This window comes from Nitrosospira sp. Nl5, from assembly GCF_900102495.1.
GTDB lineage: Bacteria > Pseudomonadota > Gammaproteobacteria > Burkholderiales > Nitrosomonadaceae > Nitrosospira.
On the sequence record NZ_FMVQ01000003.1, the window covers coordinates 125,168 to 150,877 of the forward strand.

General features: G+C 52.5%; 24 protein-coding genes. 3 read left to right on the forward strand and 21 right to left on the reverse strand.

Annotated features, from left to right (window positions below; genetic code table 11):
• Nucleotides 1-160: 160 nt before the first annotated feature.
• The 6 genes from BLP45_RS04600 to BLP45_RS04625 all read right to left on the reverse strand — a co-directional run bounded on the left by BLP45_RS04600 (nucleotide 161) and on the right by BLP45_RS04625 (nucleotide 6,150).
• Nucleotides 161-2,266, reverse strand: a complete 2,106-nt coding sequence (locus BLP45_RS04600; RefSeq protein ID WP_090370262.1) for a M3 family metallopeptidase — start codon at nucleotides 2,264-2,266, stop codon at nucleotides 161-163.
• A gap of 77 nt (nucleotides 2,267-2,343) precedes the next feature.
• The gene (locus BLP45_RS04605; protein WP_090370264.1) at nucleotides 2,344-3,618 is read right to left on the reverse strand and encodes a dihydroorotase; all 1,275 of its coding nucleotides are present in this window, start codon (nucleotides 3,616-3,618) and stop codon (nucleotides 2,344-2,346) included.
• A gap of 5 nt (nucleotides 3,619-3,623) precedes the next feature.
• Nucleotides 3,624-4,574, reverse strand: a complete 951-nt coding sequence (locus BLP45_RS04610; protein ID WP_090370266.1) for an aspartate carbamoyltransferase catalytic subunit — start codon at nucleotides 4,572-4,574, stop codon at nucleotides 3,624-3,626.
• The gene (gene pyrR, locus BLP45_RS04615; protein WP_090370267.1) at nucleotides 4,567-5,079 is read right to left on the reverse strand and encodes a bifunctional pyr operon transcriptional regulator/uracil phosphoribosyltransferase PyrR; all 513 of its coding nucleotides are present in this window, start codon (nucleotides 5,077-5,079) and stop codon (nucleotides 4,567-4,569) included. Before pyrR ends, BLP45_RS04610 begins: the two co-directional genes overlap by 8 nt.
• Nucleotides 5,066-5,548: a Holliday junction resolvase RuvX gene (gene ruvX, locus BLP45_RS04620; RefSeq protein WP_090370271.1), complete on the reverse strand. Its 483-nt coding sequence runs from the start codon at nucleotides 5,546-5,548 to the stop codon at nucleotides 5,066-5,068. Before ruvX ends, pyrR begins: the two co-directional genes overlap by 14 nt.
• Before the next feature lie 41 nt (nucleotides 5,549-5,589).
• Nucleotides 5,590-6,150, reverse strand: coding sequence for a YqgE/AlgH family protein (locus tag BLP45_RS04625; RefSeq protein WP_090370273.1), 561 nt, complete (start codon nucleotides 6,148-6,150; stop codon nucleotides 5,590-5,592).
• A 482-nt stretch (nucleotides 6,151-6,632) separates the two neighbouring features.
• Here BLP45_RS04625 and BLP45_RS04630 point away from each other — a divergent pair, with 482 nt between their 5' ends.
• A complete protein-coding gene (locus BLP45_RS04630; RefSeq protein ID WP_090370275.1) occupies nucleotides 6,633-7,094 on the forward strand; it encodes a sodium:proline symporter in 462 nt (153 codons plus the stop codon).
• Between the two features lie 390 nt (nucleotides 7,095-7,484).
• On the opposite strand, the gene BLP45_RS04635 is transcribed toward BLP45_RS04630, so the two are convergent.
• From BLP45_RS04635 to BLP45_RS04700, 15 genes are all read right to left on the reverse strand, one after another.
• Nucleotides 7,485-7,754 carry a hypothetical protein gene (locus BLP45_RS04635; RefSeq protein ID WP_143002396.1) on the reverse strand — a complete coding sequence of 90 codons (270 nt, stop codon included), beginning with the start codon at nucleotides 7,752-7,754 and terminating at the stop codon, nucleotides 7,485-7,487.
• A 313-nt stretch (nucleotides 7,755-8,067) separates the two neighbouring features.
• Nucleotides 8,068-8,517 carry a hypothetical protein gene (locus BLP45_RS04640; RefSeq protein WP_090370279.1) on the reverse strand — a complete coding sequence of 150 codons (450 nt, stop codon included), beginning with the start codon at nucleotides 8,515-8,517 and terminating at the stop codon, nucleotides 8,068-8,070.
• 229 nt (nucleotides 8,518-8,746) lie between these two features.
• Nucleotides 8,747-9,235, reverse strand: a complete 489-nt coding sequence (locus BLP45_RS04645) for a pilin (protein ID WP_090370281.1) — start codon at nucleotides 9,233-9,235, stop codon at nucleotides 8,747-8,749.
• 54 nt (nucleotides 9,236-9,289) lie between these two features.
• Nucleotides 9,290-9,715: a universal stress protein gene (locus BLP45_RS04650; protein WP_090370283.1), complete on the reverse strand. Its 426-nt coding sequence runs from the start codon at nucleotides 9,713-9,715 to the stop codon at nucleotides 9,290-9,292.
• 38 nt (nucleotides 9,716-9,753) lie between these two features.
• Nucleotides 9,754-10,488 carry a TerC family protein gene (locus tag BLP45_RS04655; RefSeq protein ID WP_090370284.1) on the reverse strand — a complete coding sequence of 245 codons (735 nt, stop codon included), beginning with the start codon at nucleotides 10,486-10,488 and terminating at the stop codon, nucleotides 9,754-9,756.
• 227 nt (nucleotides 10,489-10,715) lie between these two features.
• Nucleotides 10,716-11,882: a patatin-like phospholipase family protein gene (locus BLP45_RS04660; protein WP_090370286.1), complete on the reverse strand. Its 1,167-nt coding sequence runs from the start codon at nucleotides 11,880-11,882 to the stop codon at nucleotides 10,716-10,718.
• Nucleotides 11,879-12,133, reverse strand: a complete 255-nt coding sequence (locus BLP45_RS04665) for a hypothetical protein (protein WP_090370288.1) — start codon at nucleotides 12,131-12,133, stop codon at nucleotides 11,879-11,881. The genes BLP45_RS04660 and BLP45_RS04665 overlap by 4 nt, the downstream gene beginning before the upstream one ends.
• A gap of 282 nt (nucleotides 12,134-12,415) precedes the next feature.
• Nucleotides 12,416-13,822: a class II fumarate hydratase gene (gene fumC / locus BLP45_RS04670; RefSeq protein ID WP_090370290.1), complete on the reverse strand. Its 1,407-nt coding sequence runs from the start codon at nucleotides 13,820-13,822 to the stop codon at nucleotides 12,416-12,418.
• Between the two features lie 263 nt (nucleotides 13,823-14,085).
• Nucleotides 14,086-14,364: a hypothetical protein gene (locus BLP45_RS04675; RefSeq protein WP_090370292.1), complete on the reverse strand. Its 279-nt coding sequence runs from the start codon at nucleotides 14,362-14,364 to the stop codon at nucleotides 14,086-14,088.
• A gap of 461 nt (nucleotides 14,365-14,825) precedes the next feature.
• Nucleotides 14,826-15,398: a histone H1-like repetitive region-containing protein gene (locus tag BLP45_RS04680; protein WP_176754663.1), complete on the reverse strand. Its 573-nt coding sequence runs from the start codon at nucleotides 15,396-15,398 to the stop codon at nucleotides 14,826-14,828.
• A gap of 283 nt (nucleotides 15,399-15,681) precedes the next feature.
• A complete protein-coding gene (locus BLP45_RS04685; RefSeq protein ID WP_090370296.1) occupies nucleotides 15,682-16,878 on the reverse strand; it encodes a ribonucleotide-diphosphate reductase subunit beta in 1,197 nt (398 codons plus the stop codon).
• Between the two features lie 34 nt (nucleotides 16,879-16,912).
• Nucleotides 16,913-19,774: a ribonucleoside-diphosphate reductase subunit alpha gene (locus BLP45_RS04690; protein WP_090370298.1), complete on the reverse strand. Its 2,862-nt coding sequence runs from the start codon at nucleotides 19,772-19,774 to the stop codon at nucleotides 16,913-16,915.
• Between the two features lie 260 nt (nucleotides 19,775-20,034).
• Entirely contained in the window at nucleotides 20,035-20,211 is a 177-nt protein-coding gene (locus tag BLP45_RS14555) for a hypothetical protein (protein ID WP_176754664.1), read from the reverse strand.
• Between the two features lie 414 nt (nucleotides 20,212-20,625).
• Nucleotides 20,626-20,880 (reverse strand): hypothetical protein, encoded by a 255-nt coding sequence (locus BLP45_RS04695; RefSeq protein ID WP_090370300.1) that lies wholly within the window; start codon nucleotides 20,878-20,880, stop codon nucleotides 20,626-20,628.
• Between the two features lie 328 nt (nucleotides 20,881-21,208).
• Nucleotides 21,209-22,390 carry a rhomboid family intramembrane serine protease gene (locus tag BLP45_RS04700; RefSeq protein ID WP_256327683.1) on the reverse strand — a complete coding sequence of 394 codons (1,182 nt, stop codon included), beginning with the start codon at nucleotides 22,388-22,390 and terminating at the stop codon, nucleotides 21,209-21,211.
• A gap of 126 nt (nucleotides 22,391-22,516) precedes the next feature.
• Between BLP45_RS04700 and BLP45_RS04705 the strand changes: the two genes are divergently transcribed.
• A complete protein-coding gene (locus BLP45_RS04705; RefSeq protein WP_090370305.1) occupies nucleotides 22,517-23,779 on the forward strand; it encodes a TIGR03790 family protein in 1,263 nt (420 codons plus the stop codon).
• A 177-nt stretch (nucleotides 23,780-23,956) separates the two neighbouring features.
• The gene (gene argS / locus BLP45_RS04710; protein WP_090370307.1) at nucleotides 23,957-25,705 is read left to right on the forward strand and encodes an arginine--tRNA ligase; all 1,749 of its coding nucleotides are present in this window, start codon (nucleotides 23,957-23,959) and stop codon (nucleotides 25,703-25,705) included.
• The last annotated feature ends 5 nt before the right edge of the window (nucleotides 25,706-25,710 follow it).

Genomic DNA, 25,710 nt, shown 5'->3' on the forward strand with positions numbered 1-25,710 from the left:
AATCCTCAAATCCATCCTCTCCAGTCATTTTTTCGCTTCGATTCTCCATGTCGGACTGCTAGTTTGAACGTTATTGCAGGAATCACTGCTCTGCGGCCCACCTATTCCATTCGGATCCTGGCTGTGATACCGTCAACAACCACAATCATTACGGCATCATTCAAGCGGCCATTCCGTTATGACGCAATAGCGCATCTATTCTTGGCTCGCGTCCACGAAATGCGACGAATGACTCCAGCGCCGGGCGACTGCCTCCAACCGAGAGAATCTCATTCCGGAAACGGGCGCCGGTTTCATCATTGATCACTTCATCGCCACCAGTTTCCTCAAACAGGCTGTAAGCGTCGGCCGACAAGACTTCCGCCCACTTGTAGCTGTAATAACCGGCCGCATAGCCCCCACCAAAAACATGCGAAAAACTGTTGGGAAAACGGTTGAACTCGGGTGGGATAATGACCGCTATCTGCTTGCGAATTTCATCCAGCAACTGCTGCGCGGTTTTGCCTCCACCTGGATCGAAATCAAAATGCAGACGCATATCGAACAGGGAGAATTCCAGTTGGCGCAGCATTTGAAGGCCACTCTGAAAATTCTTCGCCGCCAGCATCTTGTCGAACAACGCTCGCGGAATAGACTCGCCGTTAGTGACATGCCTGGTCATATTGCTTACCACTTCCCATTCCCAGCAAAAGTTTTCCATAAACTGGCTGGGCAATTCTACTGCGTCCCATTCCACACCATTGATTCCTGATACATCCAGGTCTTCCACCTGGGTGAGCAGGTGATGAAGGCCATGACCAAATTCATGGAACAGCGTTATGACTTCATCATGGGTGAACAAGGCGGGACGAACCTGACCATCAAGACGGACAGGTGCCGAGAAATTACAGTTGAGGTATGCCACCGGCGTCTGGATGCCTTGCTCTCCGCTTCCCCCGGCTTCGACCTGGCGGCGGCCGACTGCATCATCCATCCATCCCCCGCCGCGCTTGCCGGGGCGTGCGTAAAGGTCAAGATAAAATTGGCCGATCAATTTTCCATCGGCGCCGCTTATATTGAAAAATTTTACATCGGGATGCCAAAGTTGAACGTTGACCGTTTTCGCTGGGGGAGCAATAACAATGCCGTAAAGGTTTTGTACCAGCTTGAACATGCCCGGTAGTACGGCGGTTTCAGGGAAATACTGCTTCACCTCCTGTTCCGAGAAGGCATAGCGTTCAAGACGCAGTTTCTCGCTGACATAGGCGAGATCCCATGACTCCAGTTTTTCCAGTTGCAACCGATCGGTGGCGAATTGACCGAGTTCCCTCAGGTCGCGTTCAGCGTAAGGTTTGGCCTTGGCGGCAAGCTCGCCAAGAAAATCCAGGACCTGTTCCGGCGTCGAGGCCATTTTCGTTGCGAGTGACACCTCGGCGAAGCATTTGAACCCCAGCATCCGTGCCTCTTCCTTGCGCAATTCCAGTATCCTGCCGATGAGCGGCGTGTTATCCCAACTGGTCACGCTATCGTCGGTTGGAGCAGGAGCATCGATCTCGCTGGCACGAGTGGAATACGCACGATACATTCTTTCACGCAGTGCCCGATTATCTGCATACTGCATGACGGGCAAATAGGAGGGAGCATGCAATGTAAATTTCCAGCCGGGAGCACCGTCTTTTTCCGCAATCTCTCTTGCTGTTTGCAAGACATCAGCAGGAATTCCCGACAGCTCATCGGCATTCTCCACATGCAGGATAAAACGGTTGGTGGCATCCAGCAGGTTATCGTTGAATCTGGAAGAAAGGGCCGACAACTCTTCCTGGATTTGGAGAAAACGCCCTTTCTCTTGCGGCGGAAGCTCTGCTCCACCCAAGCGGAAATCCCGTAGCTCGTTCTCGATTATCTTTTTTCGCGCGCGGCTCAGGTTCTCAAATTCCGCATTATTGTGAAGCTGCTTGAATTTCTCAAATAACGCCTGGTCTTGCGCCAGCTCGGCATAATACTGGGTAACCAGGGGCAGGCTGGCGTTATATGTTTCGCGCAACTCCGGATTATTTACCACGGCATTCAAGTGCGACACCTGTCCCCAGGCGCGAGACAGGCGCTCGTTGGCGTCGATCATTGGCTGCACGAAATTCTGCCAGGTCGGCACCGTTTTATCGTTGCGTATTCTGTCAATAATAGCGCGGTTATCGGTTAGCAGTTGCTTCAGCGCGGGCGTAATGTGTTCGGTTCGAATATCCGCAAAGCGCGGTAGTCCGGAAAAATCAAGCAGAGGGTTTGTCATATTGTCCAGGATAATTTTCAGGTGGCAGGACGATAAATGCCTGTTACGCGTGAGAGAGAGGTTGCTGGTCCCGCGGCTCAACCTTGGTGAACGATGTGGCCATTAACCAATGTATATTTTACTCTGCCTTGCAGTTCCATTCCCAGAAATGGTGTATTTTTTCCTTGACTCTTGAGCGCTGCCGCTTCCACCTTCCAGTATTGATCGGGATCAAAAATGCATAGATCGGCGGCAGCGCCGGGGGATAGGTAGCCGGCATCCACACCGAGTATCCGCGCAGGTTCCGCGGTAACCTTTGCCAAGGCGGTGGTAAGTGGAATCTTCATTTCGGCTGCCCACTTCAAAGTAAGCGGCAACAGCAATTCAAGACCGGTGGCCCCGGCCTCGGCCTCGCCAAACGGCAACAACTTGGCATCTTCGTCTACTGGCGTGTGGTCAGAGCATATTGCATCTATCGTACCATCCAGTAGAGCGGTACGTAGCGCATTGCGATCGCTCAGCCCTCGCAGCGGCGGGATGAGATGACAATTGGAATCGAAGAACCCGATATCCATTTCGGTCAGATGCATGTGATTGACCGCCACGTCACAGGTAATGGGCAGACCTTGTTGCCTCGCCGCCCGCACCATGGCGACGCCTTCCGCACTGGATATCCGACACAAGTGTACCCGGGCGCCAGTTTCTCTTGCCATCAGAATGATATTCGATAAGGCTACAGTTTCCGCACATACGGAAATCGCCGGCAGGCCCAACCGCGTTGCCACTTCACCGTCGTGGGCCACACCACCGTTGGCGAGACTCGCATCCTGAGGGCGCAACCATACCCCGAAGCCGAAGGTAGAAGCATACTGCATCGCGTGCATCATCACGCGGATGCTGGTAAGCGGTATCTCGGACTGACCGAATGCCACGCAGCCCGCATCGCGTAACTCAGCCATTTCCGTCAGTCGTTCGCCTTTCAAACCTTGCGTCAACGCGCCGATAGGATAAACATGAGCCTGGTTGAGGCTTCTGGCGCGATGCTTAAGCATTTCCACCAATCCCGGCTCGTCCAGCGGCGGATCGGTATCCGGTGAACATGCCAGACTGGTAATACCGCCCGCTACAGCCGCTTCCATTTCGGATTCCAGCGTAGCCTTATATTCAAATCCGGGTTCGCGCAAGCGCGCCGATAAATCCACTAGGCCGGGGCATACCACCAAGCCATTCGCGTTTATTTCACGGTTGGCCTGGAAACCGTTCGGCGCGGCGCCGATGGCCACGATTTTCCCGGCGGCGACACAGACGTCCATAATGGCATCAATTCCGCTTTTCGGGTCTATGACACGGCCGTTATTGATGGAAAGCTTCATATCGCTCAATTTCCCGCCAGAATCGACATTACCGCCATCCTTACCGCTATGCCGAACGTTACTTGTGGCAGAATTACCGACTGTTTGCCATCAGCGACGGCGGAATCAATTTCAACGCCGCGGTTCATCGGGCCAGGATGCAGCACAATAGCGTCGGGTCTCGCCAGTGCCAATTTTTCCTGCGTAAGCCCGTAATACTTGAAGTATTCTTCCGCACTAGGAAGTCGTGCGCTTAGCATGCGTTCGTTTTGCAACCGCAGCATCAGCAGAACATCCACATCTTTCAGCCCTTGCGCCATATCGTGGTAAACATGCACGCCGAGACGCTCGACTTTGGCGGGTAGCAAGGTTTTAGGGGCGATGACCCGCACTTCCGGTACCCCCAGCGTGGTAAGTGCATGAATCTGAGAGCGCGCCACGCGCGAGTGCAAGATATCGCCGACAATGGCGACGCGCAGATTATGAAAATCGCGTTTGTAGTGGCGGATAGTGAACATATCGAGCAACCCCTGGGTGGGATGGGCGTGCCTGCCGTCACCGGCGTTGATAATGTGAATTTCGGCCCGCACATGGCGCGCTATCAAATGGGCTGTCCCGCTTTGCGAATGGCGCACTACGAACATATCTGCATGCATGGCGGAGAGATTATTCACCGTATCCAGCAGCGTTTCCCCTTTGGATTGTGAGGACGCTGCGATATTGAGATTCACCACATCCGCGGACAAGCGCTTTGCGGCAATTTCAAACGTTGTACGGGTGCGAGTGCTGGGCTCGAAGAATAAATTGAATATGGATTTTCCGCGTAGCAACGGTACTTTTTTTACGTCGCGCTCGGTAACCCCGACGAAAGATTCGGCGGTGTCGAGTATGTTCAGCAGAATGGGGCCAGGTAGCCCCTCGGTGGTGAGAAGATGTTGCAGTTCGCCGTTCTTATTCAACTGCGGGTTGTTATTCATTGTCCCGGAGACTTTTGTTATATAAGCTCAGGCTCAGTTTTCCACCGAGGCCTTTTTCCAGCGCCAGCATTTTATCCGATGGCAGAGAAAGTATCGTGCCGACATACTGCGCGGTGATGGGCAACTCCCTGTCGCCCCGGTCCACCAGTGCGGCCAGGCGGATGCTCGCCGGCCGCCCGTAGTCGAATAATTCATTAATGGCAGCGCGAATGGTACGCCCTGTGTAGAGCACATCGTCCACCAGGATTATGTGGCTGCCTTCCACTTCGAACGGGATGTCCGAAGGCTTGACCTGGGGATGCAAGCCGATTTGGCCAAAATCGTCGCGGTAGAATGAGACATCGAGAGTGCCCAGGGGAAGACTGAGCTCTAAATCCTGGTGTAGCCGTTCCGCCAGCCACACGCCTCCCGTGTAAATTCCCACCAACGCGGTGTTCGCGGCGACATCAGGCCGTATTTTTCCAGTCAGGTCCGCAAGCAGCTGTTCCGCGTCAGGCAGCTGCATCTTGTCTGTCAAAATAGGACTGTAATATCAGCTGCGCCGCCACCTGATCCAGAATGGATTTCTGCTTTCTGCTTTTGACGCCTGCTTCCCGCAATGCTTCGCTGGCACTAATGGAAGTATAGCGTTCATCCACGAGTACAGTCTTGATGCCGAAACGCCCTTCGAGACGACGTGCGAAGCGTCGGCTCAGCTTGGTCAATTCGTGCTCCGTGCCATCGGCATGGGTGGGCAGGCCCACCACAAGTAGAGCCGGCCGCCACTCTTCGACCAGGTTGGCGATACGATCGAAGCGCGCCACCGCCTTCTCTTCATTGACTGTAGCAAGAGGATGCGCCAGGCCCAGCTCCAGGTTACCCACCGCTACGCCGATGCGTTTCTCGCCAAAATCGAAAGCCAGAATTGTCCCGCTAAGGGGGGGCTTGCTATTCTCGATCTTGCGTGCCAAGTGTTGTGTTGTCTGATTCTGCATGAAATGAAATTACCGATAGCCGTGAACAACAAAGGTTTGCTTCAAGAATGCCCCACCTCGTCTGACAAGCTTGAGAAATCGACTCCCAACGAGTGCATCGCCGCGGTTAACCGTTCCTCGGATGGGAGTTCGAAGATGATGCCAGGCGAAGCAGGTACTGTGAGCCAGGCATTCATGGACAGTTCATGCTCGATTTGGCCGGGCGCCCATCCTGAATAACCGAGTGCGACCAGTAACTGTTTGGGACTTTCTCCGCTGGCAATTGCCCGTAAAATATCAAGCGAAGTCGTGAGGCCCACTTCGTGATTTACTATCATGGTGGATTGCCAGTCGCCCACGGGTTGATGCAGCACGAAGCCTCGATCCAGCTGTACCGGTCCGCCAAACATCACCGGCAGTCCTCCTAGAGCCTGATCATCAAAGGAGATACCCAACTGATCGAACAGATCTTTCAGCGTGAGGTCAATGGGCCGGTTAACGACCAATCCTAGCGCGCCCTGCTCATTATGCTCGCAGATATAAGTCAGAGTCTTGGAAAAAAAAGGATCCGCCATGGCAGGCATGGCAATCAGAAAATGGTTGGTTAAATCTACGCTTCGCATGGATAGGGTATTTGCATACTCTGTTGGGTGTCTAAAAACCCGGGCTTGCGAACATCCGCCCCGCGAATTGCTTTTGATGCTCACAATTAAAGACAGGCTACATAATAATATGGCCATTATTTGTTTGCGCGAGCCGCCTTGTTGTCATTGTAGAACGAATCGGTTTCCAGTAGTGTGTTTTGGAAAGAATCAGGCTTGATGCTACGGCTGAGATGAGCAAGACCGGTTTTATCGCGCTATCCGGTTTCAGCAATTTTTCGTTTGCGCGCCGTCATTGCGACGGCTTGCCGAGCTTGCGATAATCGAACCGCATTTCAAAATTAAACGCAATCGGAAGTTTCCTTGCTGATTCATAAACCCCATTCTCGTCAAAAAATAGCGTACCTTCTGGCAGTTGGTATGCCACGTAATCGGCAAAACAGAATTCCTCATTTCGTGACGATGCAAATGATTAAGGGCATGAATCCTTCTTTCTTAATAGCATGCCGTTGAACTGGAGCGCGGCGGTAGGCGCCGGTATTGCCGCGGGAGTAATTGCCACCGGAGCGCAGATTACGCTGTGGTGGATGTTCCTGGATGCGCTTCCTTCGATATTATATCGCGATGCGCGCCTGACCGCGGCAATCCTGATGGGGCAGGACGTTCTACCGCCCCCGGCTACGTTCGACTGGAAGGTGATGATTGTCGCGTCGTTTGTTCATTTTGTAATTTCTATTGCGTACAGCATGATTCTGGCTTGCCTGATATCTCGTCTCGGTATGATGCTTTCCTTGCTGGCGGGCTCCCTTTACGGGTTGATCCTGTATGGAGTAAATATGTACGGAGTAACGCTCGTGTTCCCCTGGTTCGCGGAAGTCCGCGACTGGATTACGGTCCTTACGCATGTCGTGTTCGGAATTTCAATAGCCGGCACGTACAAGGCATTAGCCAGGCATAAGCGTTGACGCACCTGAAACCATGGTTCCCGCCCTAGTTTGGTGCGTTAAAGATATCGCTACTTAAAAATAACTGGATTGCCGCCATACTGCGTTGCTCGTCGTTGCACAGGAATAACTATGCGCCGCCTGGCGCTTGCCTGACGCCAATCCAGTCATTTTTAACATTCCTTCGTTTATTCATACGGAATGGGGGAAATCGAAGCGAAAAAAGTGATGGGTGAGGGCAGATGTCGGCTTTCAAGCCTGGCCGTCCTATTGGCCCAAAAGTTGCGAAAACATGAACAGACCAGCGCTTCTGCAGACGATTTCCTTAATTCGGGCAGCAAACACCGACGCAGGGCAACAAGAAAGACAGGGACAGATCCCTGCCTCTCCATGCGTGGAAGAATGAGCTGACTACTTTTTCTCGTCTTTCTCGGCGTGCTCTCTTGCTTTCTTGGCATGGGCCTCGTCTTTCTCGGCGTGCTCTCTTGCCTCCCTGGCATGCGCTTCATCTTTCTCGGCATGCGCCTTTGCTTTTTCGCCGCCATGGTCTTTTGATGAGTGCTTGCCATGGGCTCCATGACTCCCGTGGCTACCATGGCCATTATGTTTTTCGGCGGCAGCGTTAAAACTGAAGGCGGCGGCGAAAGCGATTGCAGTCAGCATAGATAACAGTTTGCTCATTTTCTTCTCCAAGGTATGAAATTGATCATTATAAAACTGAATTTCCTGTTTTCCGTCCCGATGTTTCATTTGTCATGCAAGCAGTACCCGGTCATGGCTAACGACTGAAAGGTCCTGCACTTATCACCGCTACAAACCACAAATCCAAAGCGGCGCGCGATCTCTTCCGCACGTATTTCCCGGAAACGTGCCGATTTTACCGTATGCCATACTCTCCTCTCTAATGTCCTCTATACAATTCTACAGGATGCGTGGGAGTGAAGCGTAAACCGCGTGCGATTGGGAATGTTTTATCGGCATGCTCAATAAAGGTTCATTTTGCATAACGTAAAAGATTGGAAACAAGGGCATGGAATTTTTTTTTTGGATCCGGTTCTTTGCCGGGATTCAGTCCCGCCGCCACGCACTTATCGTCAGTCACCTCGGTGCGGCAGAATTGGTAATAGTCTTCCCAATCCCTGTTATAGGCCGGTAAGCTTTCCTGTCGAACGTTAGGCTTGAAGTCGTCGATAATTTCCTGCATGACAGGCAATCTGGCGCAAAGATATGTGTCGATACTTTTCGGCCAGTTGGTTGGTTCGGGATAAAGACCTGCAAGCGTAGAGAGAATCGCTGAACGAAAATTGTCGGCGGCGTCAGCAAGGCGTTTGCGATGGAACAACTCATAAACTCCAGAGATAACGATTGCTACGGCGAGCAAAACCAAAGGCCACATGGGTACCTGGTTAAAGTATCCGGATATTTGGTCGGTATATTCGTTCATATACTTTTTCCGATTCTGAACATGCTAACCGAACATGCGAAGGGGCGCCGTAAGCTGTCCTGATTACTGTCCTGTTCCATTTTTTCTCTTTTGAATTTAGGCTCGAGGCGAGCGGTGGCGGATAAAGCCTGGCGGGCTGAACCACGGTCCAGCTCAATGGAGCGAATCAACATATGGTGATTATAAGCTTTAAGGGGTAACGGTCAACTATAATGGATTCGGGGCCGCGCTATTTGCAAGCCTGAGGACGATGCTGGGCGAGAACGTTGCCGGCAATCAGGCCGGGAACACCGGTTGCTGGATCGGTATTGTCATTGCAAATCCATTTCACGCCATCTTTTGTTGCGATCACCAGTGTCCTGCCCGCTCCCTCATTCAAAAGGCCGGTGTTTACCCCGCTTTTCTTGAACGTCGCGGTGACTTGAAAACCGGCAGCAACTGTTAAAGGTGCGAGTCCTGCAACATACCTTCCAGCCTGAATCGGGACCAAGGCGTCAAACTCCTCCCTTGTCGGCCATCTCCCCTTATCGGAATAAAACGCGGCAACAGGAGGTTTTGCCGCGTCCAGAAGACCGATGGCTTCAATTACCTGCTCCTGAGCCACGGAATCTTCATAAGCCTGATATGCCGGGGGGATTGCGATTGTCGCCAGGATACCGATAATGGCGAATATCATCATTGATTCGATCAAAGTCAAGCCTTTCTGACGCTGCTCCATCTTGATAAAACTCCTTTTTATTAAACCCCATACTATCCAATACCTGGTATTTTCTCATTTGATCAGCAGCACTGGTACGGTTGAAAGCTGCATTACCTTGCTGGCTACTGAACCCAGCAACAAACCCCTGACGGCCCCAAATCCACGAGGTCCGATGACTATCTGATCGCAAGCTATCTCTTTTGCATAACGTACAATCATTTCCTCCGGATTTCCGACGGTGATATGAAACCCGCAGGCGATACCCGCCCGGTCCAGTAGGCGGCGGGCGGCTTGTAACCCTTTCATGCCTTCTTCCCGGTGATACAGATCGATGCTTTCCTTGTCGATAAATAGGGCGACATTCCCACGCTGTGGAAATTGCACGTTCAACAAGTGAATTTCGGGTTTTTCTCTGTACCAATCGAGCAGCTTGATGAATTCCGCAACTGCTCTATTGGAAGTATCGGAACCATCCACCGGCAACAGGAATTTCAGCATTGTATTTCTCCTTAATGCGGCAGTTATAGTCGAGATCACTATAACGGTTTGTCTATGTCATCCGCCAGATCGGCGATAGGCGCCATTCTTGCCTGCGCTCTCGCCGCAAGCCACTTACCGGTCACAACAACCAGCATTGCGCCGAAGATTGGAACCAGCCAATGGAGAAAGGCCGCATTGAGATTAACCCATTCCTTGGTGACGGCATCGGTAACGCTCATGTCTCCCGCGATCCAGCCGAGTAAACCGGCACCGATGGCAATTGCGATGGGAAAACGATCCATGAGTTTCATTACCAATTTGCTACCCCAGACAATAATCGGCACGCTCACCACCAAACCAAAAATGACCAGTCCCATGCTGTCCTTGGCAGCACCGGCAATGGCGATGACGTTATCGAGGCTCATTACCGCATCGGCGATGATGATGGTCTTGATCGCGCCCAGAAGCGTCGTGCTCGCGTCTACCTGGTGTCCATTGTGCCCATTGCTTTCAGGCTCAGGCTGGAGCAGCTTGATACCGATCCACAACAGCAGTAATGCGGCAACGATTTTGAGAAATGGAATTGCCAGCAGCGTGAGGGCGAAAAAAATCAATACTACTCGCAGGGCAATAGCACCGAACACTCCCCAGAAAATACCGAGGTTTCGCTGCTTCTCCGGTAGCCGCCGACATGCGAGCGCGATGACAATTGCATTATCCCCGCCCAGTACAATGTCGATGGCGATGATTTGCAATACCGCGATCCAGAATTGCGGACTGGTGACGTCCATAAATGATCTCTGAAAATAAGGTGGTTGCGTGAAATGACAGAGACGAACGTTTAGCCTAAATCCGGCAGTTGCAGCGAGCAAGCCAGAAAGGTGAAGATCACGCGATGTAACAAATTTATGCGGATCATGGCACCTGACTGAAAATGGGCCGAAAGTGAGCGCGGCTGCCGGATTCAGGTTTACTCGTATTCTGGCTGGATTGCTGCTGGAATTATACCAGTCTCTGTTCAGTCCTTTGCCTTCGCGCCAATGAACTGCAAAATCTGGGATCTAAGCGGCATCGTGTCGTCGTAACCCAGCTTGATCAACGCCCGGCAAAAGGATGCCTCAAACAGAACATAGCTCAAGAGTGCCGAGCCGTCGCGTCTCGTCGCTCCAATGGCGCGATAAAAGAGGCGTATGGTACGCGGCAGGGTATGGGCGTGTTGCTCTGCAATGCGGTTGATTTCCACGCTGGGAGAAATCACCATTGATTCCACGTGGCGTAATGGCATGTTGTTATTTTTCAGCTTTCTTTCGGGGATCATGCGTATGGTGTTGTTAATGCGCTGCAGCCGTTCCAGGTCTACATCCAGGCTATCGAGAAAAATGCTGCCCATAATGTGCCCTCCTATCTGTGCCAATGTCGGATAGCTGTCCACCTTGACTCGTTCGGGCTGCGTATCGGCCGTTTTGCGCACCCCTATTACCAGAACCCGGTCCGCGCCGAGATGCAGCGCCGGGCTGATAGGCGCAAGCTGGCGCATGGAACCGTCACCGAAATATTCACGATTCAGTCTTATTGCCGGAAAAAGGATTGGAATTGCGGAGGATGCCATGAGGTGTTCAATTCCAATGCGTGCCGTGATGCCAATACGGCGTTCTCGTTTCCAAGGCGCTATACGATCCGAGCCCTGAAAGAAGGTCACCGATTGTCCGGAGGTGTAGCCCCATGCCGTAATACCAAGAGCATACAACGCGCCTGTTTCGATACTTCTCTGAATGCCATGAAGCGGCAAGCTGCGTTCCAGCAGTTGCGCAAGCGGAGAGTTGTCCAGCATGGAAACTGCGTTACGCTTGCCCAGCCCACCCAACAGCAACGACGCTAACCAGTGGGCGACATTTCCGAACACGCCGATGGGATCGGAGCGATAAGCCTGGCTGACATGGGAATTCTCCCACACCGCCGACAGCTGCCGTATTCCTTCATGAAAATTCCGGGCGGAGAGTGCAAGGCTGGCGGCATTCACTGCGCCGGCGGATGTGCCGCAAATGATAGGGAAGGGATTCCGCGTCCCCTCGGGCAGCATGGTAGAGATGGCCTGTAATACGCCAACCTGATAGGCCGCCCGAGCCCCGCCCCCGGTCAAAATAAGACCGACTCTAGAGGACGACGGCCGCTGTATTAAACTCATTCATCGATGGCCAGCTCTGCTCTTACCTTTTCCAGAGCATCTCGCAAGGTTTCCTCGGGAAGATCATTCAGGCAGTTGGACAGCATCTCAGCTGCTTCATACGTCCCGACCGGCAACGCGTCGCTGTCGAGATTGGCGATAAATACCGCCGCCGCCCCCGTTGTTCTGAGCAAGCCCTGGCGTTCACTCATCAACATTTCAATTTCGGCGCGCAGCATGGAAATCTCCTGTTCTTTTAAGCTGTGGGGCATGGGCCTGTCCTCATTTATGCCAGCGTAGTGCGTATGGCACGATACTGCAATATACCAGAATCAATAACTATTAACGCGGGGCGATGTGTGCCGATATATGCACATTCTCCAAAGGATCTTTTATGAATGCACGGCGTCATCAATAAACCTGAGCCGGCATTTACTGATACTTTTCAGCTTATTTTTAGTTGAGCAGCGTGACCAGCAAAAGCTTCTCGCACCGTCCTGGCCAAGGATACGAGCGGAAGGAAGGGGCGGGAGGGGCGAAATTGACGGAAAAATTCAAGAGCAGGAATTTCTGATACTTGCTCCTATCATTTTCTCAGGTCTTACCCACGCTTCGAATTGCTCCGTTGTAACATGTCCCGACGCAATCGCCGCTTCTTTCAGCGTTGTGCCTTCGCAGTGCGCTTTCTTGGCAATTCCCGCTGCCTTGTTGTAGCCGATATGGGGAGCGAGGGCTGTCACAAGCATCAACGAATTACGCATCAACTCATCAATATGCTCGACATGCGCCGTTATTCCTGCCGCACAATTGCTGTTGAAACTTATCATGCCATCCGCCAGCAGGCGCACGCTTTGCAGGAAATTGTGGATGATCAGCGGTTTCATAACGTTGAGCTCAAAATTGCCCATTGCCCCGCCCATGTTGACCGCAACATCATTACCCATTACCTGGCAACACAGCATGATGACCGCCTCCGATTGTGTTGGATTGACTTTACCCGGCATGATGGAACTGCCCGGTTCATTTTCCGGGATTTTCAATTCGCCGATGCCGCAGCGGGGTCCGGAAGCAAGCCAGCGGATGTCGTTGGTGATTTTCATCAAGGATGCCGCCAAGGTTTTCAGTGCGCCATGTGCGTGAACCAACGCATCGTTGGCGGCCAACGCTTCAAACTTGTTCGGGGCGGTGATAAATGGCAGTTCCGTCAACCTTGCAAGTTCCGCCGCTACCCGAACTGCGAATTCGGGATGCGTATTCAGACCCGTGCCAACGGCGGTGCCACCCAGGGCCAGTTCACGCAAATGCGGAAGCGATGCATCCACATGCTCCAACCCATGATCCAGTTGCGAAACGTAACCCGAGAATTCCTGCCCCAGTGTCAGGGGCGTGGCGTCCTGCAAATGCGTGCGGCCAATTTTGACGATACCCGAAAATTCCTGTGCCTTGGCAGCCAAGGTTTGCCGTAATGCAAGAATGGCTGGTTTTAATTGATGATGGATCGAGTGGATTGCTGCCACGTGCATCGCTGACGGAAACACGTCATTTGAAGATTGCCCCATGTTCACGTCATCGTTGGGATGAATCTTGCGTTCGATTCCCCGGCCTCCGCCGAGTAGTTCGGAAGCGCGGTTTGCCAGAACCTCATTCATATTCATATTGGTCTGGGTTCCCGAGCCGGTCTGCCACACCATCAGGGGAAATTCCGCGTCGTGACGACCTGAGATTACCTCGTCGGCAGCATGAATGATGGCAGTAGCACTGCTCGTATCGAGCAGACCAAGATCGCAGTTAACCCTTGCCGCTGCGCGTTTCACCAGCGCAAGCGCATGAAGTAATGAGAACGGCATACGCTCGCCGGAAATCCTGAAATTCTGCAAGGAACGTTGCGTCTGTGCGCCCCATAGTGCGCCGGCAGGTACCTGCACAGTGCCCATCGTATCCTGCTCTTCGCGGTAGCTCATGGAAACCTTCAGCTAAGGAAACAGATCTGCGCCTCACATTCCAGTACAACGGCGCCAAAGCGATGGTTGATTTTCAGCGATTGGGTTCAGGCTTAATGCCCGGGGTGAGATACAGCTCTGGCAAGTCGCATTGATGAAGAGATTTGGATCAAGCCATCGTCCTTCAAGAGTACTGGGATTTTATCGCATGCGCTTCGTTAGCATTTTGCGATTTTCAAATTCACCGGATACCAATTAAATGGTAGGGTCGATGTTGTATCCATTCAGTTATCATGAGGAAATGACTCTTCACCAGGTTCCCCGGTTTCATGATCAATCCAGCTGGATATACCGATCTCTTCTTCCGCCTGCTCCAGGGTTTCACCCGGCTCATAATCTGATTCGGCGTTATATTCCATATCCTGAATGGCGTCGAGCAGGGTGGGAAAGGGACCAAAAACCCTTTCGCTTTCATTCTCATCATGCCAGTAAAATCCATCAGGGCGCTCGATAATAAGTGTGTTGTCATAATCGCGCGACGCTTGTGGAATTGTATCAGTCATAATCAAGTCACCTCGCCACAATTTTGCAAGTTTGAGTTAGCGTTAATGTTAACCTCGTCCGCTAAATTTTACCAGCGTAAATATTTCTGTGTAGCGGAGATCATATGGATGGGCCTATTTAGAAATAAACGGATCGCCGCCAAGGGATCTTTGAATAGATTCAACGGGGCACAACGGCGATGCTTTCCGGGATAAGGCATCCAAAAGACGAGGGTGCAAAGGGTTGCCCTCGCCAGGAATTAGCGAAGCAGGCTCACAAGATGACGATCGTCGGATTGCCTGTACGGTCGAGGCGCGCCATGCTTTCCGGTCGTATGTATTTGGCTTATTTTAGAAATAAGCCCACTTAGCATTTTAACGAAAACCAGTCTCTACATAAAATCTGCGGAGCAGCTGTTACCCGAGGAAGATAATAGGCTGATCCGCAGCAGCAATTGTCAAGGGCGGTTTAACAGCCAAATTTAAGAGCGCGATCCCGAAAGCGGAAACGGCCAGCTGGAGGCAGGGCCGGCTTGGCCAGATGTATTCGCTGGTTTTTCTGCTGTTTTCTTGGCGGGGGGTTTCTTCTCAGGTGTGGGTTTTCTGGCTGAAGCTTTTTTCTCTGTAGTCTCTTTAGCTGCCGCTTTCTTGGCTGGGGCCGCTTTCTTGGCTGGAGCTGCTTTCTTGGCGGGAGCTGTCTTCTTGACCGGAGCTACCTTCTTGGCCGGGGCTTTTGTCTTCGCTGCTGGTTTTTTTTCTGAGGCGGTAGTTTTCTTCTCAGCCTTCTTCTCAACTTTCTTCTCGGTCTTTTTTTCAGCCGGTTTCTTGGCCGCCGATTTTTTTGCTGGAACTTCTTTCTTGGCTGACGCTTTTGTCTTTGCTGCAGCCGTGTTTTTTTTCTCAGCTTTTTTCTCTACAGGTTCCTTGGGTGACGTTTTTTTTGCTGAGGCTTTCTTGGCTGCCGGCTTTTTCACAGATGGGGACTCCTTCACGGCAGGCTTCTTTGCTGCGGGTTTTTTGGTAGTTGCCATTTCAACCTCCAGATTAAAGTTCATGGGATTACAACTCACTACATTTACTACACCTACCGCTACATGTGCAATTATGGGTCAGCGGATATTGAACCATTCCCGTCACCCAATCAGGCGCAGTTCGTTTTACGCGGCGTGGCTTATTCAGCCTTGCCTGCTAGATAGTCGTTATACGCATCGTTCAGATCGATACATATTTCCGTGATACGGATCCGGCCAGCTCCCGTACATACGCTGCCAAGATCCGGTTATAGACTAAAGTATTATCATGAGATAAAAAACGGAGCATTTATTTTACTTTCCCATTTTAGTCCCAGCTTAGCGCACCACCTGTCTGGTATTCGGTAACACGCCTTTCAAAAAAGTTTTTCTCTTTTTGCAAATCAACCATTTCAGACATCCATGGAAAAGGATTGCTGGCTCCGGGATAGAGTATATCCAGCCCGATCTGCTGACAGCGGCGGTTGGCGATATAGCGTAAATACTCCTTGAACATCGGTGCGTTCAGCCCCAAAACACCACGCGGCAAAGTATCCTCGGCATAACGGTATTCCAATTCCACGGCTTGCTGCATTAGCGCATTAATTTCATCGCGGAATGCCTTGGTCCATAGATGTGGATTTTCCATTTTGATCTGATTAATAACATCTATACCGAAATTGCAGTGCATGGATTCGTCCCGCAAAATGTATTGATATTGTTCTGCCGCACCGGTCATTTTGTTCTGTCTTCCCAGTGCCAGGATTTGCGTAAAACCAACGTAAAAGAACAGTCCCTCCATGATGCAGGCGAATACGATCAGGCTTCTAAGGAGCTTCTGATCAGCTTCAGGCGTACCCGTCTTGAACTGCGGATCGGTAAGTGTATCGATAAATGGAATCAGAAACTCGTCCTTTTCGCGGATTGATGCCACTTCATGGTAGGCATTAAAAATCTCGCCCTCGTCCAGCCCTAGCGATTCGGCGATGTATTGGTACGCATGCGTATGAATCGCCTCTTCAAATGCCTGGCGTAACAGGTATTGACGGCATTCCGGATTGGTGATGTGCCGGTAGGTGCCGAGTACGATATTGTTGGCGGCCAGCGAATCAGCGGTGACAAAGAAGCCGAGGTTACGTTTGACCAGGCGACGCTCATCGTCAGTCAGACCATTGGGATCTTTCCAGAGGGCAATATCCGCGCTCATGTTGATTTCCTGGGGCATCCAGTGATTAGCGCAGGCGGAAAGATATTTCTCCCATGCCCACTTGTATTTGAACGGCACTAACTGGTTAACATCCGCCTTGCAGTTGATAATGCGCTTATCTTCCACCGATAAGCGGCGATTGGCATTACCGGCAGCATAGCGTTCATCCTCATCGTTTTCTATTTCAATACCTCTGATGCCGGTGACGCGAGCGGCAGCCGGCCCCGGCCGGGATGCACTCAGCATTTGTACATCGCCCAGCGTCCCATTCATCCGCGGTTTTTCTGATTGCACCATCTCGTCCTCAAATGTCAGCATAGCTTTCTCCTTTTGTTCTGTTACTGCGCAAAAACTACTGGCACGATTCGCACTCGGCATCATCAATGGAACAATATTTCAAGTCAGTTGCCGGCCCCGTCGCATGCATTGCCGCCATGTCTCCCTCTGCGGGTACAGCATTCAGGACACCCGTTTGGACCGTGGACTTCTCTGCCGAGGTCGCGCCCAGCGAACGCAAATAATAGGTGGTTTTCAGGCCACGCAGCCAAGCCAGCTTATAGGTCTCATCCAGCTTTTTGCCGGAAACGCCCGCCATATAGATATTGAGCGATTGCGCCTGATCAATCCATTTCTGCCGCCGTGATGCTGCTTCGATCAACCACTGGGGGTCGACTTCGAAGGCAGTGGCATAAAGTCTGCGAATGTCAGCCGGCACCCGGTCTACCTTGCTTAAAGCACCATTAAAATACTTGAGGTCAGAAATCATCACCTCGTCCCAGAGCCCGAGTTTTTTCAAGTCGTTTACCAGGTATTCGCCAGCCATGGTGAACTCTCCGGATAAGTTGGACTTGACGTAAAGATTCTGAAAGGTCGGCTCGATGCTGGCTGATACGCCGATGATGTTCGAGATGGTCGCGGTCGGGGCAATCGCAAGGCAGTTGGAATTACGCATGCCATGCTTTTTTATGCGTTCACGCAAGGCATCCCATTCCAGCGTGGCCGACGTATCCACCTCGACATAACCCCCGCGCTCCTCGCGCAACAGATCAAGAGTGTCTTGGGGGAGTATCCCGCGGTCCCACAGGCTGCCGCGATAGGAAGCATAGCAGCCACGCTCTTCGGCCATCTCCGTGGAAGACCAATAGGCGTGATAGGCAACCGCTTCCATTGCATGATCGGCAAATTCCACTGCTTCTTTTGAGGCGTAGGGGATGCGCAACTTATGCAGGCAATCCTGGAAGCCCATGATACCGAGTCCTACCGGACGATGCTTGAGGTTTGAATTGCGTGCTTTGGCTACCGCATAGAAATTGATGTCGATGACGTTATCCAGCATGCGCATGGCCGTACTGACGGTACGCTTGAGCTTGCCGGCATCAAGCTCACCGTCCTTGATGTGTGCCGCCAGATTGATCGAACCCAGGTTGCACACGGCGATTTCTTGATTGCTGGTATTCAGTGTGATCTCGGTACAGAGATTTGAGCTATGGACTATCCCGACGTGGTTTTGCGGCGAACGGATATTGCACGGGTCCTTGAAGGTGATCCATGGGTGCCCGGTTTCAAACAGCATGCTGAGCATCTTGCGCCATAACTGTTGCGCAGGAATTTTCTTGTACAGATCCAGTTCGCCGCGCGCAGCTTTTTCCTCATAGGCAAGATAAGCCCGCTCAAACTGCTTGCCAAACTTTTCATGCAGATCGGGCACGTCGGAGGGTGAGAAAAGCGTCCATTCGCCCCCCTCCATTACCCGTTTCATGAACAGATCGGGAACCCAGTTGGCGGTATTCATATCATGTGTACGGCGACGATCGTCGCCAGTGTTCTTGCGTAATTCCAGAAATTCCTCGATATCCAGATGCCATGATTCCAGATAGGAACAAACTGCACCTTTGCGCTTGCCGCCTTGATTCACCGCTACCGCGGTGTCGGACACCACTTTGAGGAACGGCACTACGCCCTGTGACTTGCCATTGGTACCCTTGATGTGCGAACCCATCGCCCGCACCGGCGTCCAATCATTGCCGAGTCCTCCCGCATACTTGGCGAGCAGGGCGTTTTCCTTGATCGCCTCATAAATGCCATCGAGATTATCCGCCACTGTGGTGAGGTAACACGAAGACAACTGGGAGCGGCGGGTGCCCGAATTAAACAAGGTCGGGGTGGAACTCATGAAATCGAAATTTGACAGCACATGGTAGAACTCTATGGCGCGTGCCTCGCGGTCGATTTCGTTCAGCGCAAGTCCCATCGCCACACGCATGAAGAATGCCTGGGGCAACTCGATACGCCGGTCCTGTACATGCAGAAAATACCGGTCATACAGGGTCTGTAAGCCCAGATAGCCAAATTTGAGGTCGCGGGCAGCATCCAGTGTTTTAGCCAAGCGTGGCAGGTCAAACTGCGCCAGACGCTCATCCAGCAACTCGGCATCGATCCCCCGCTTGATGAAATCCGGGAAATAATCCGCGTAGCGCTCGGCCATCGCCTGCTGTATGACTTCTTCGCCCAGCACCTCGAAACGAATGGTATGCAACAACAACCGAGCGGTGACGTAGCTGTAGGCAGGTTCTTTTTCAATGAGTGCGCGCGCCGATAGAATAGCTGATTTTCTTACCTCCTCTACCGGTACGCCATCGTACAGGTCTTTCAACGTGGCCTTAAGTATCAGCGCGGGATTGACCGCCTCGCCCAGACCCGCGCAGGAAGATTCGATCAGCATCAGCAGCCGCGTCGTGTCGAGGGGAGTCCTGCGTCCATTTTCCAACACATTCAGAACACTGGCCGGCGCTTCCACTGCCGCCATTTCTTTCTGCTTGGCCCGCTTCCGTGCGCGATCTTCGCGGTAAAGCACGTAGGAGCGCGCCACATCGTGCTCACCGGAGCGCATCAATGCCAGTTCCACCTGATCTTGAATATCCTCAATGTGGAAAGTCCCGCCGGCAGGCTGACGGCGAATCAATGCATTCACTACATCATCAGTCAATCTGGCCACCACTTCGCGTACCCTGGCGGAAGCCACACTCTGACCACTGACGGCGATAAACGCCTTCGTCATGGCAATGGAAATCTTGGCGGGCTCGAAAGGGACCACTGAACCATTGCGGCGAATGATCTTGTACGGGGAGTAACGCGAATCCGGGATGGAAGGGGCTGAAGAAAAATCGTATCCCGATACGACTGTATGATTTGTATTATCTGCTGCAAGCTGCATGTCGGACTCTCCTCATCTATACGGGAAATCTGCTCTTTCCCTGTGGTTGAGATGAATGCCATAGATACTGAGAAACCACTACATCTAGTATTCAACTCGAACATATTTTACTACTACTAGTGCGCGGAAACCATAGTGCTATATTTTTTGATGTGTGTCAAAACTTTTTGTTAACGCCTCGCAATATACAAATCTTCGTTGTCTATACTATTCCGGAAGTATCGACAAGCCCGCTACTTTATGGACTGCCAGCCCGCCAACTATCTATCGCCGATTGGATTCCCCAGGTTTTTCAAAAGTGCAGACAGGCGGATTTTTTGAATTAGCGTCAGCGCCGTATTTGCTGGCGCTTCGTTGCGAAATAATTGACCGAGGAAAAGCTTCAGGAAGCCTATCCACAAAGAAATTTTTGATAGCGGCGAAAAGTGCAGATGCATTGTGCGCTTCTCTTGTGAGAGCCGAGAGAAAGCCGATGAAGTGTTCACAGGACAATGCCGCATCGCAAAGAGATAAACGAAGGCATCATCGAACGCAGCTGTGCGCGAGCCTTGGCACCTGGTCCTGTAATAGTTGCCCCAAAATTAATCAAATCATTACCCTAAAACGAAAGTCAACCCGCGACGGCTTTCTTGGGCGGCGAGGGATTATCAGAAACACAAGCCAACCGAAGGGCGAAGCCGTTGCTCAAGGTTGCAAGATAGCCGTGGGGACCATTGGGAAGCCGGGGGAGAGGTCAAACAAGCGCTGCTCAAGTCGGCACCTTCATGCTTAGCGGTAATAACTTCAATCGCGCGCAGACCGCGAAGAGCACACCCGGTTGGGGATGAAACACTGTCCATCAAAATCCGATATCAGTCGCGCATATCTCCCTGGGGCAGTATGTGCCGCACCTCCGCACTAAGTCCCTTTGCCCGGTTGGCAACGTCCCGCGACTTCGCGTCAATGCGTTTGCGCGTCCTGACCAGCGCACTGTACATCTTGTCTCTCACCAATGCGCGGCGCCGATTTCCTTTAGCGGGATCCAGGAGGAACATTGCAAAGGCGCCAAGCGCGACGCCGCATAGCATCCAATGAACTTCGGACATATTTGTCGAGTTTCGATTCATCTTTGTCTCCTTTCCATCAATCGTCTGAATACTCTATCCACTCATCAAATTCCTGATTTGCGACTGCAAGCAAGGCATTATGAATATCGCATACGCAATACAAGTGATGCGATTCACCGCGCTCGCGTTCAACCCTACCCCAGTATCATTTTCCTTTTTTTTTCTGGCATCCGTGCGTTGAACCACATAGAAGGCGGAATGCCCATCAACTGTAATGAGAAAAAGCAAGTAATGAAAAGAGCGGCAGGGGAGGCGTTACGATTTTTTTTAAGCAGCGGTGAGTATTAAGCGGTTACGACAAGCACGGGAAAGCGGAACGCTAACGGGTTTATTTATCCTGGTGCTCATTTTCAGGTTTCGCCATACCCGGTTCAGTCGCATTTTTTTGCCTCGGTTTGTCACCTTCCGTTCTATCCGGTGAGGCTAGCTGCCGCGACTGTCTTGCCATTTCGAGGGCATCACGGATCTGCTCGGGTTTATGGGCACGCAACCCTTCCGCCAAAGCGCGCGAGGCGTCTCTGCGGCGCTCGGCATAATGGCGCAGCATTTCCACGGTAGCGGCGGAAGGCAGGGCAGGATTGGGCGGGAGATCGGAAAGTTGCTCAAAGCTTTCTTCGTAGCGGTCGCTGACAGCGGTGTCAATGCGCCCTGCCAGTTCTTCGAATGAAATATTTCCCTGCTTGCCTTCATCAAGTATGCTTTGCCAAGCTTGGGTGATCGCAATATCGTCACGTAAAAACTCTCCAATCTCCTTGCGCGCCAGCGCCTCTTCGCTCCAGCGATAAGCGCGCACAGGAATCTGACTGACGAGGATGACGATAGCGAATGTAAACGCGCATCCCGCGAGGAGCCGGCTGCTGCGGGACACCGGTTTAGTGACATCAATAGGTCGTGCGAACACTATTCCACCAAGTATTCCAGCTAAAAAACCGCCTATATGCGCAGCATTGTCGATGCCGGTAACCAAAAGCCCGAGGACAAGAGCGATTCCCGCAAAACTGGCGGCTCCCCAGAAAAACCAGCGGAACTCCTCTGGATGAAGATTGCGGCGCTCGCGCCAGAGAAACACCAGCAGTGCGCCATACATGCCGAAAATTGCGCCCGACGCTCCGCCGGACACGGCTAATCCTCTATGCGCGATGAGCGATAACAGGTTGCCCGCCAGCCCGCTTGCGAAATAGATGCCGGCAAAACGCGCGTGCCCATACATGCGTTCAACCAGCTGCCCGCCATCCCAGAGCGCCCATAGATTCAGCGTCAGATGGACAGCGCCGAAATGCAGAAACATGGCGCTACCCAGGCGCCACCATTCTCCATCCTGTGTAGCCGGACCGAAATTCGCTCCCCATGCCAACTGCACGCTATTGGACGAGTGCCATAAGCCCGCTCCACCTGCCAGCATGGCGATGAAGACCAGCAGATTGACGATCACCAGCAATTGTGTCACGGGCACTCGCCGCGTGCGCTGGTAGAGAAGATCATGAAGAGATGGCATGGGTGGTGGACGCATTTTCCCTGAGCCGCTATTATGCATGAGGATGAAGCTTATTTACGGGGTATGCTTTTGGAATGGGATATCACTGAATACGCGGTTGACGCACCCGTTACTCGATAGGAACCTCCGAACAAGTTTTCCATGCCCGTTTTATTTAGAGGTTCCCGAAGTTTGAAGCGCTTTGCGCCGTTCTCCATCGCTCTGCTGATTGCCCTGCTACTCGGGCCGTTGCCTGTCGAGGCGCAGGTGCGAGTACAGCTACCACGAACGGGACTGGCTCCCGGTGATCTTGCTGTCATCATTAACGATGATGATCCGCTATCACGGCAAATCGGGGATTACTATCAGAAGGTGCGCCATATCCCTGCAGCCAACATGATCCATCTGCATTTCCCGCCTGACCGCAGCGTGCTTTCGAAGGACGAGTTTCAGCAATTGAAGGCCAAGATTGACCGAATCACGCCCGCTCATGTTCAAGCCTACGCTGTAGCTTGGACCGATCCCTACCGGGTGGACTGCATGTCTTTGACTTCAGCGTTGGCCTTCGGTTTCGACCCAGGTTATTGCTCGTCCAGATGCGGTCCGACCGCCCCCAGCCCGTATTTCAACTCCCCTAGCTTTTATCCTGCCAACGATCACAAGTTGCGGCCGGCGATGATGCTGGCCGGGGTCAATTTCGAACAGGTCAAGACGCTTATCGACCGGGGCGTCGCTGCTGATCACAGTTTCCCGGAGGGAACCGCTTACCTTGTCGTTACCTCCGACAATGCGCGTAGCATACGCGCAGGGTTTTTTGAGAAGACCGCAAAGGAATTGGCCGGCGTTTTCCCCATACAAATTCTGGAAACCGATGCAATTACTGGCCGCGACGACATCCTTTTTTACTTCACAGGGCTGGCACATGTGCCACAACTGCATACGCTGGGTTTCCTGCCGGGCGCATTGGCTGATCATTTGACATCAGCTGGTGGACAGCTTACCGACTCAAGCCAGATGAGCAGCCTGCGCTGGTTGGAAGCGGGCGCCACTGCCAGCTACGGCACAGTAGTGGAGCCCTGCAACCATTTGCAGAAGTTTCCGGTTCCTGGTATTGCCATGTTCCATTATGCGGTTGGCGCAAGCGCTATCGAAGCCTATTGGAAGAGTGTGGCGTGGCCGGGAGAAGGCGTGTTCGTGGGCGAACCTCTGGCCCAGCCATTCGCGCCCAAGTTGCGGGAAATCCGCGCCGGGCAGTTCGAACTGCGGATTTTCTCACCTCGTGAACGCCGGCTGCGAATTGAACGGTCTCATTCGGCCGCGGGACCCTTCAGGCCTCTCGCAAACCGACCGCCGATACGCCGTGGCGCCAACCTGGTGCGTTTTAATTTCGCTGAAAAAGAAGGCTACTTGAGATTGCGATGGTGAGATAACGATAGCAAAGGACTCCTTTGCCATCAGTGACGCCAAGCCCGCTTGGCAGCCCGCCAGCCCTTTTTTGATCTTCCATCGCTATTTCTCTGGCATGCAAGCCACGCTGGCGAGCGTAATTCATTCCCACGCCGCTATAATAACGGCTACACAATCTGTCATCATGACGCAACCATGACTTCACCAGTCCAGCACAGCTTCAAATTTCACTTTACGGAACTCCTGCGCCAGACCTTGAGTGGAATCGCGCCAGTGGGTTTAGACGTGAATATAGAGTTCGCCCGTCCGAAGCAAGCAAGCCACGGTGATTATTCCTGCAACCTGGCGATGCAGTTGGCCAAGCCGTTGCGTCAAAATCCTCGCGATATTGCCGCGTTGCTGATCAATGCGCTGTCCGCTTCACCTTACCTGGAAAAAATCGAAATTGCGGGTGCGGGATTTATCAATCTGTTTCTCAAGACTTCTGTCAAGCAGCGGTTTCCGCGCGATGTGCTGGAGGGTGGCAAAAAGTTTGGTCATAGCAACACTGGCGCGGGCAAAAGCATCCAGGTGGAATTCGTTTCGGCCAACCCCACTGGACCGCTGCATGTTGGGCACGGCCGGGGCGCCGCTTTTGGCGCAAGCCTTGCCAATGTCCTGGCAGCCAATGGTTTTTCCGTCGCGCGCGAGTATTATATTAATGACGCTGGGCGGCAGATGGACATTCTGGCGCTTTCCACCTGGCTGCGTTATCTCGAATTAAATGGGGTTGCCGTGCGCTTTCCCGGCAACGCCTATCAGGGTGAGTATGTGCGCGATATGGCACGGCTGATTCACAAGGCCCATGCGGGACGTTATGTGCACAAGCCCGAGTTGCTGTTTGAAGGTATTTTCCCGGAAGCGGATACCGATACAGAGGCGCAGCTTGACGTATTAATCGCTAACGCCAGGAAATTGCTGGGGCAGGATTATGCATACATTCACAATTTTGTTCTTACCGAGCAATTGGGTGACTGCCGCAATGATTTGATGGAATTCGGTGTCGTTTTCGATACATGGTTTTCCGAGCAGTCGTTGTTCGACAGTGGCGGGGTGGCACATGCGATGCGATTGCTTGAGCAACGGAATTATTTATATCGGCAGGATGGCGCCAAATGGTTCCGCTCGACGGATTTCGGCGACGAAAAAGACCGGGTCGTGCAGCGGGAAAACGGGCAATTCACGTATTTCGCTTCAGACATCGCCTACCATCTCAACAAATTTGAGCGAGGCTTCGAGCGCGTTATCGACATCTGGGGAGCCGATCATCACGGGTATATTCCGCGGGTGAAAAGTGCGTTGCAGGCATTAGCGTTTGATCCCGCAAAGCTCGAAATTGCCCTGGTGCAGTTTGCGGTACTTTACCGTGATGGACAAAAAGTCCCCATGTCAACCCGTTCGGGAGAATTCGTTACATTACGCGAGTTGCGCCAGGAAGTGGGTAACGATGCAGCACGATTTTTTTACGTACTGCGCAAAAGCGACCAGCATCTCGACTTTGACCTGGATCTGGCTAAATCGCAAAGTAATGATAACCCGGTTTACTACATCCAATATGCGCATGCAAGGATTTGCAGCGTGCTGGAGCAGTGGGGTGAAGACATTGCAACGCTGACCACCGCGGATATGGATTCACTTACCAGTCCTGTAGAATTGTCCCTGCTGCAGAAGCTGATTGATTATCCGGAAATAGTGGAGGCGGCAGCGAAGGAACTTTCCCCTCATCTGGTCGCCTTTTATCTCAGGGAACTGGCGGGCGAGTTCCACAGTTACTATAATGCTACCCGTTTCCTCGTGCCGGAGGCTCCGCTACGGCTCGCCAGGCTCGGCCTCGTCGCCGCGATACGGCAAGTGCTGACCAACGGCCTGGAACTGCTGGGCGTGAGCGCGCCGGACAAAATGTAAGCAGG

Excerpts from the sequence above, each read along its gene's own strand:
- BLP45_RS04665 (WP_090370288.1), bottom strand. The coding sequence starts at position 12,133 with ATGCCCCACAGCTTAAAAGAACAGGAGATTTCCATGCTGCGCGCCGAA.
- fumC (WP_090370290.1), bottom strand. The coding sequence starts at position 13,822 with ATGAGCTACCGCGAAGAGCAGGATACGATGGGCACTGTGCAGGTACCT.
- argS (WP_090370307.1), top strand. The coding sequence starts at position 23,957 with ATGACTTCACCAGTCCAGCACAGCTTCAAATTTCACTTTACGGAACTC.
- BLP45_RS04655 (WP_090370284.1), bottom strand. The coding sequence starts at position 10,488 with ATGGACGTCACCAGTCCGCAATTCTGGATCGCGGTATTGCAAATCATC.
- BLP45_RS04700 (WP_256327683.1), bottom strand. The coding sequence starts at position 22,390 with ATGCGTCCACCACCCATGCCATCTCTTCATGATCTTCTCTACCAGCGC.
- pyrR (WP_090370267.1), bottom strand. The coding sequence starts at position 5,079 with ATGCAGCTGCCTGACGCGGAACAGCTGCTTGCGGACCTGACTGGAAAA.
- BLP45_RS04635 (WP_143002396.1), bottom strand. The coding sequence starts at position 7,754 with ATGAGCAAACTGTTATCTATGCTGACTGCAATCGCTTTCGCCGCCGCC.
- BLP45_RS04650 (WP_090370283.1), bottom strand. The coding sequence starts at position 9,715 with ATGCTGAAATTCCTGTTGCCGGTGGATGGTTCCGATACTTCCAATAGA.
- BLP45_RS04605 (WP_090370264.1), bottom strand. The coding sequence starts at position 3,618 with ATGAAGCTTTCCATCAATAACGGCCGTGTCATAGACCCGAAAAGCGGA.
- BLP45_RS04705 (WP_090370305.1), top strand. The coding sequence starts at position 22,517 with ATGCCCGTTTTATTTAGAGGTTCCCGAAGTTTGAAGCGCTTTGCGCCG.
- BLP45_RS04645 (WP_090370281.1), bottom strand. The coding sequence starts at position 9,235 with ATGGAGCAGCGTCAGAAAGGCTTGACTTTGATCGAATCAATGATGATA.
- BLP45_RS04685 (WP_090370296.1), bottom strand. The coding sequence starts at position 16,878 with ATGCTGACATTTGAGGACGAGATGGTGCAATCAGAAAAACCGCGGATG.
- BLP45_RS04610 (WP_090370266.1), bottom strand. The coding sequence starts at position 4,574 with ATGAATAACAACCCGCAGTTGAATAAGAACGGCGAACTGCAACATCTT.
- BLP45_RS04695 (WP_090370300.1), bottom strand. The coding sequence starts at position 20,880 with ATGAATCGAAACTCGACAAATATGTCCGAAGTTCATTGGATGCTATGC.
- BLP45_RS04660 (WP_090370286.1), bottom strand. The coding sequence starts at position 11,882 with ATGAGTTTAATACAGCGGCCGTCGTCCTCTAGAGTCGGTCTTATTTTG.
- BLP45_RS04625 (WP_090370273.1), bottom strand. The coding sequence starts at position 6,150 with ATGCGAAGCGTAGATTTAACCAACCATTTTCTGATTGCCATGCCTGCC.
- BLP45_RS04690 (WP_090370298.1), bottom strand. The coding sequence starts at position 19,774 with ATGCAGCTTGCAGCAGATAATACAAATCATACAGTCGTATCGGGATAC.
- BLP45_RS04600 (WP_090370262.1), bottom strand. The coding sequence starts at position 2,266 with ATGACAAACCCTCTGCTTGATTTTTCCGGACTACCGCGCTTTGCGGAT.
- BLP45_RS04675 (WP_090370292.1), bottom strand. The coding sequence starts at position 14,364 with ATGACTGATACAATTCCACAAGCGTCGCGCGATTATGACAACACACTT.
- ruvX (WP_090370271.1), bottom strand. The coding sequence starts at position 5,548 with ATGCAGAATCAGACAACACAACACTTGGCACGCAAGATCGAGAATAGC.
- BLP45_RS04630 (WP_090370275.1), top strand. The coding sequence starts at position 6,633 with ATGCCGTTGAACTGGAGCGCGGCGGTAGGCGCCGGTATTGCCGCGGGA.
- BLP45_RS04640 (WP_090370279.1), bottom strand. The coding sequence starts at position 8,517 with ATGAACGAATATACCGACCAAATATCCGGATACTTTAACCAGGTACCC.
- BLP45_RS14555 (WP_176754664.1), bottom strand. The coding sequence starts at position 20,211 with ATGCATCTGCACTTTTCGCCGCTATCAAAAATTTCTTTGTGGATAGGC.
- BLP45_RS04680 (WP_176754663.1), bottom strand. The coding sequence starts at position 15,398 with ATGAACTTTAATCTGGAGGTTGAAATGGCAACTACCAAAAAACCCGCA.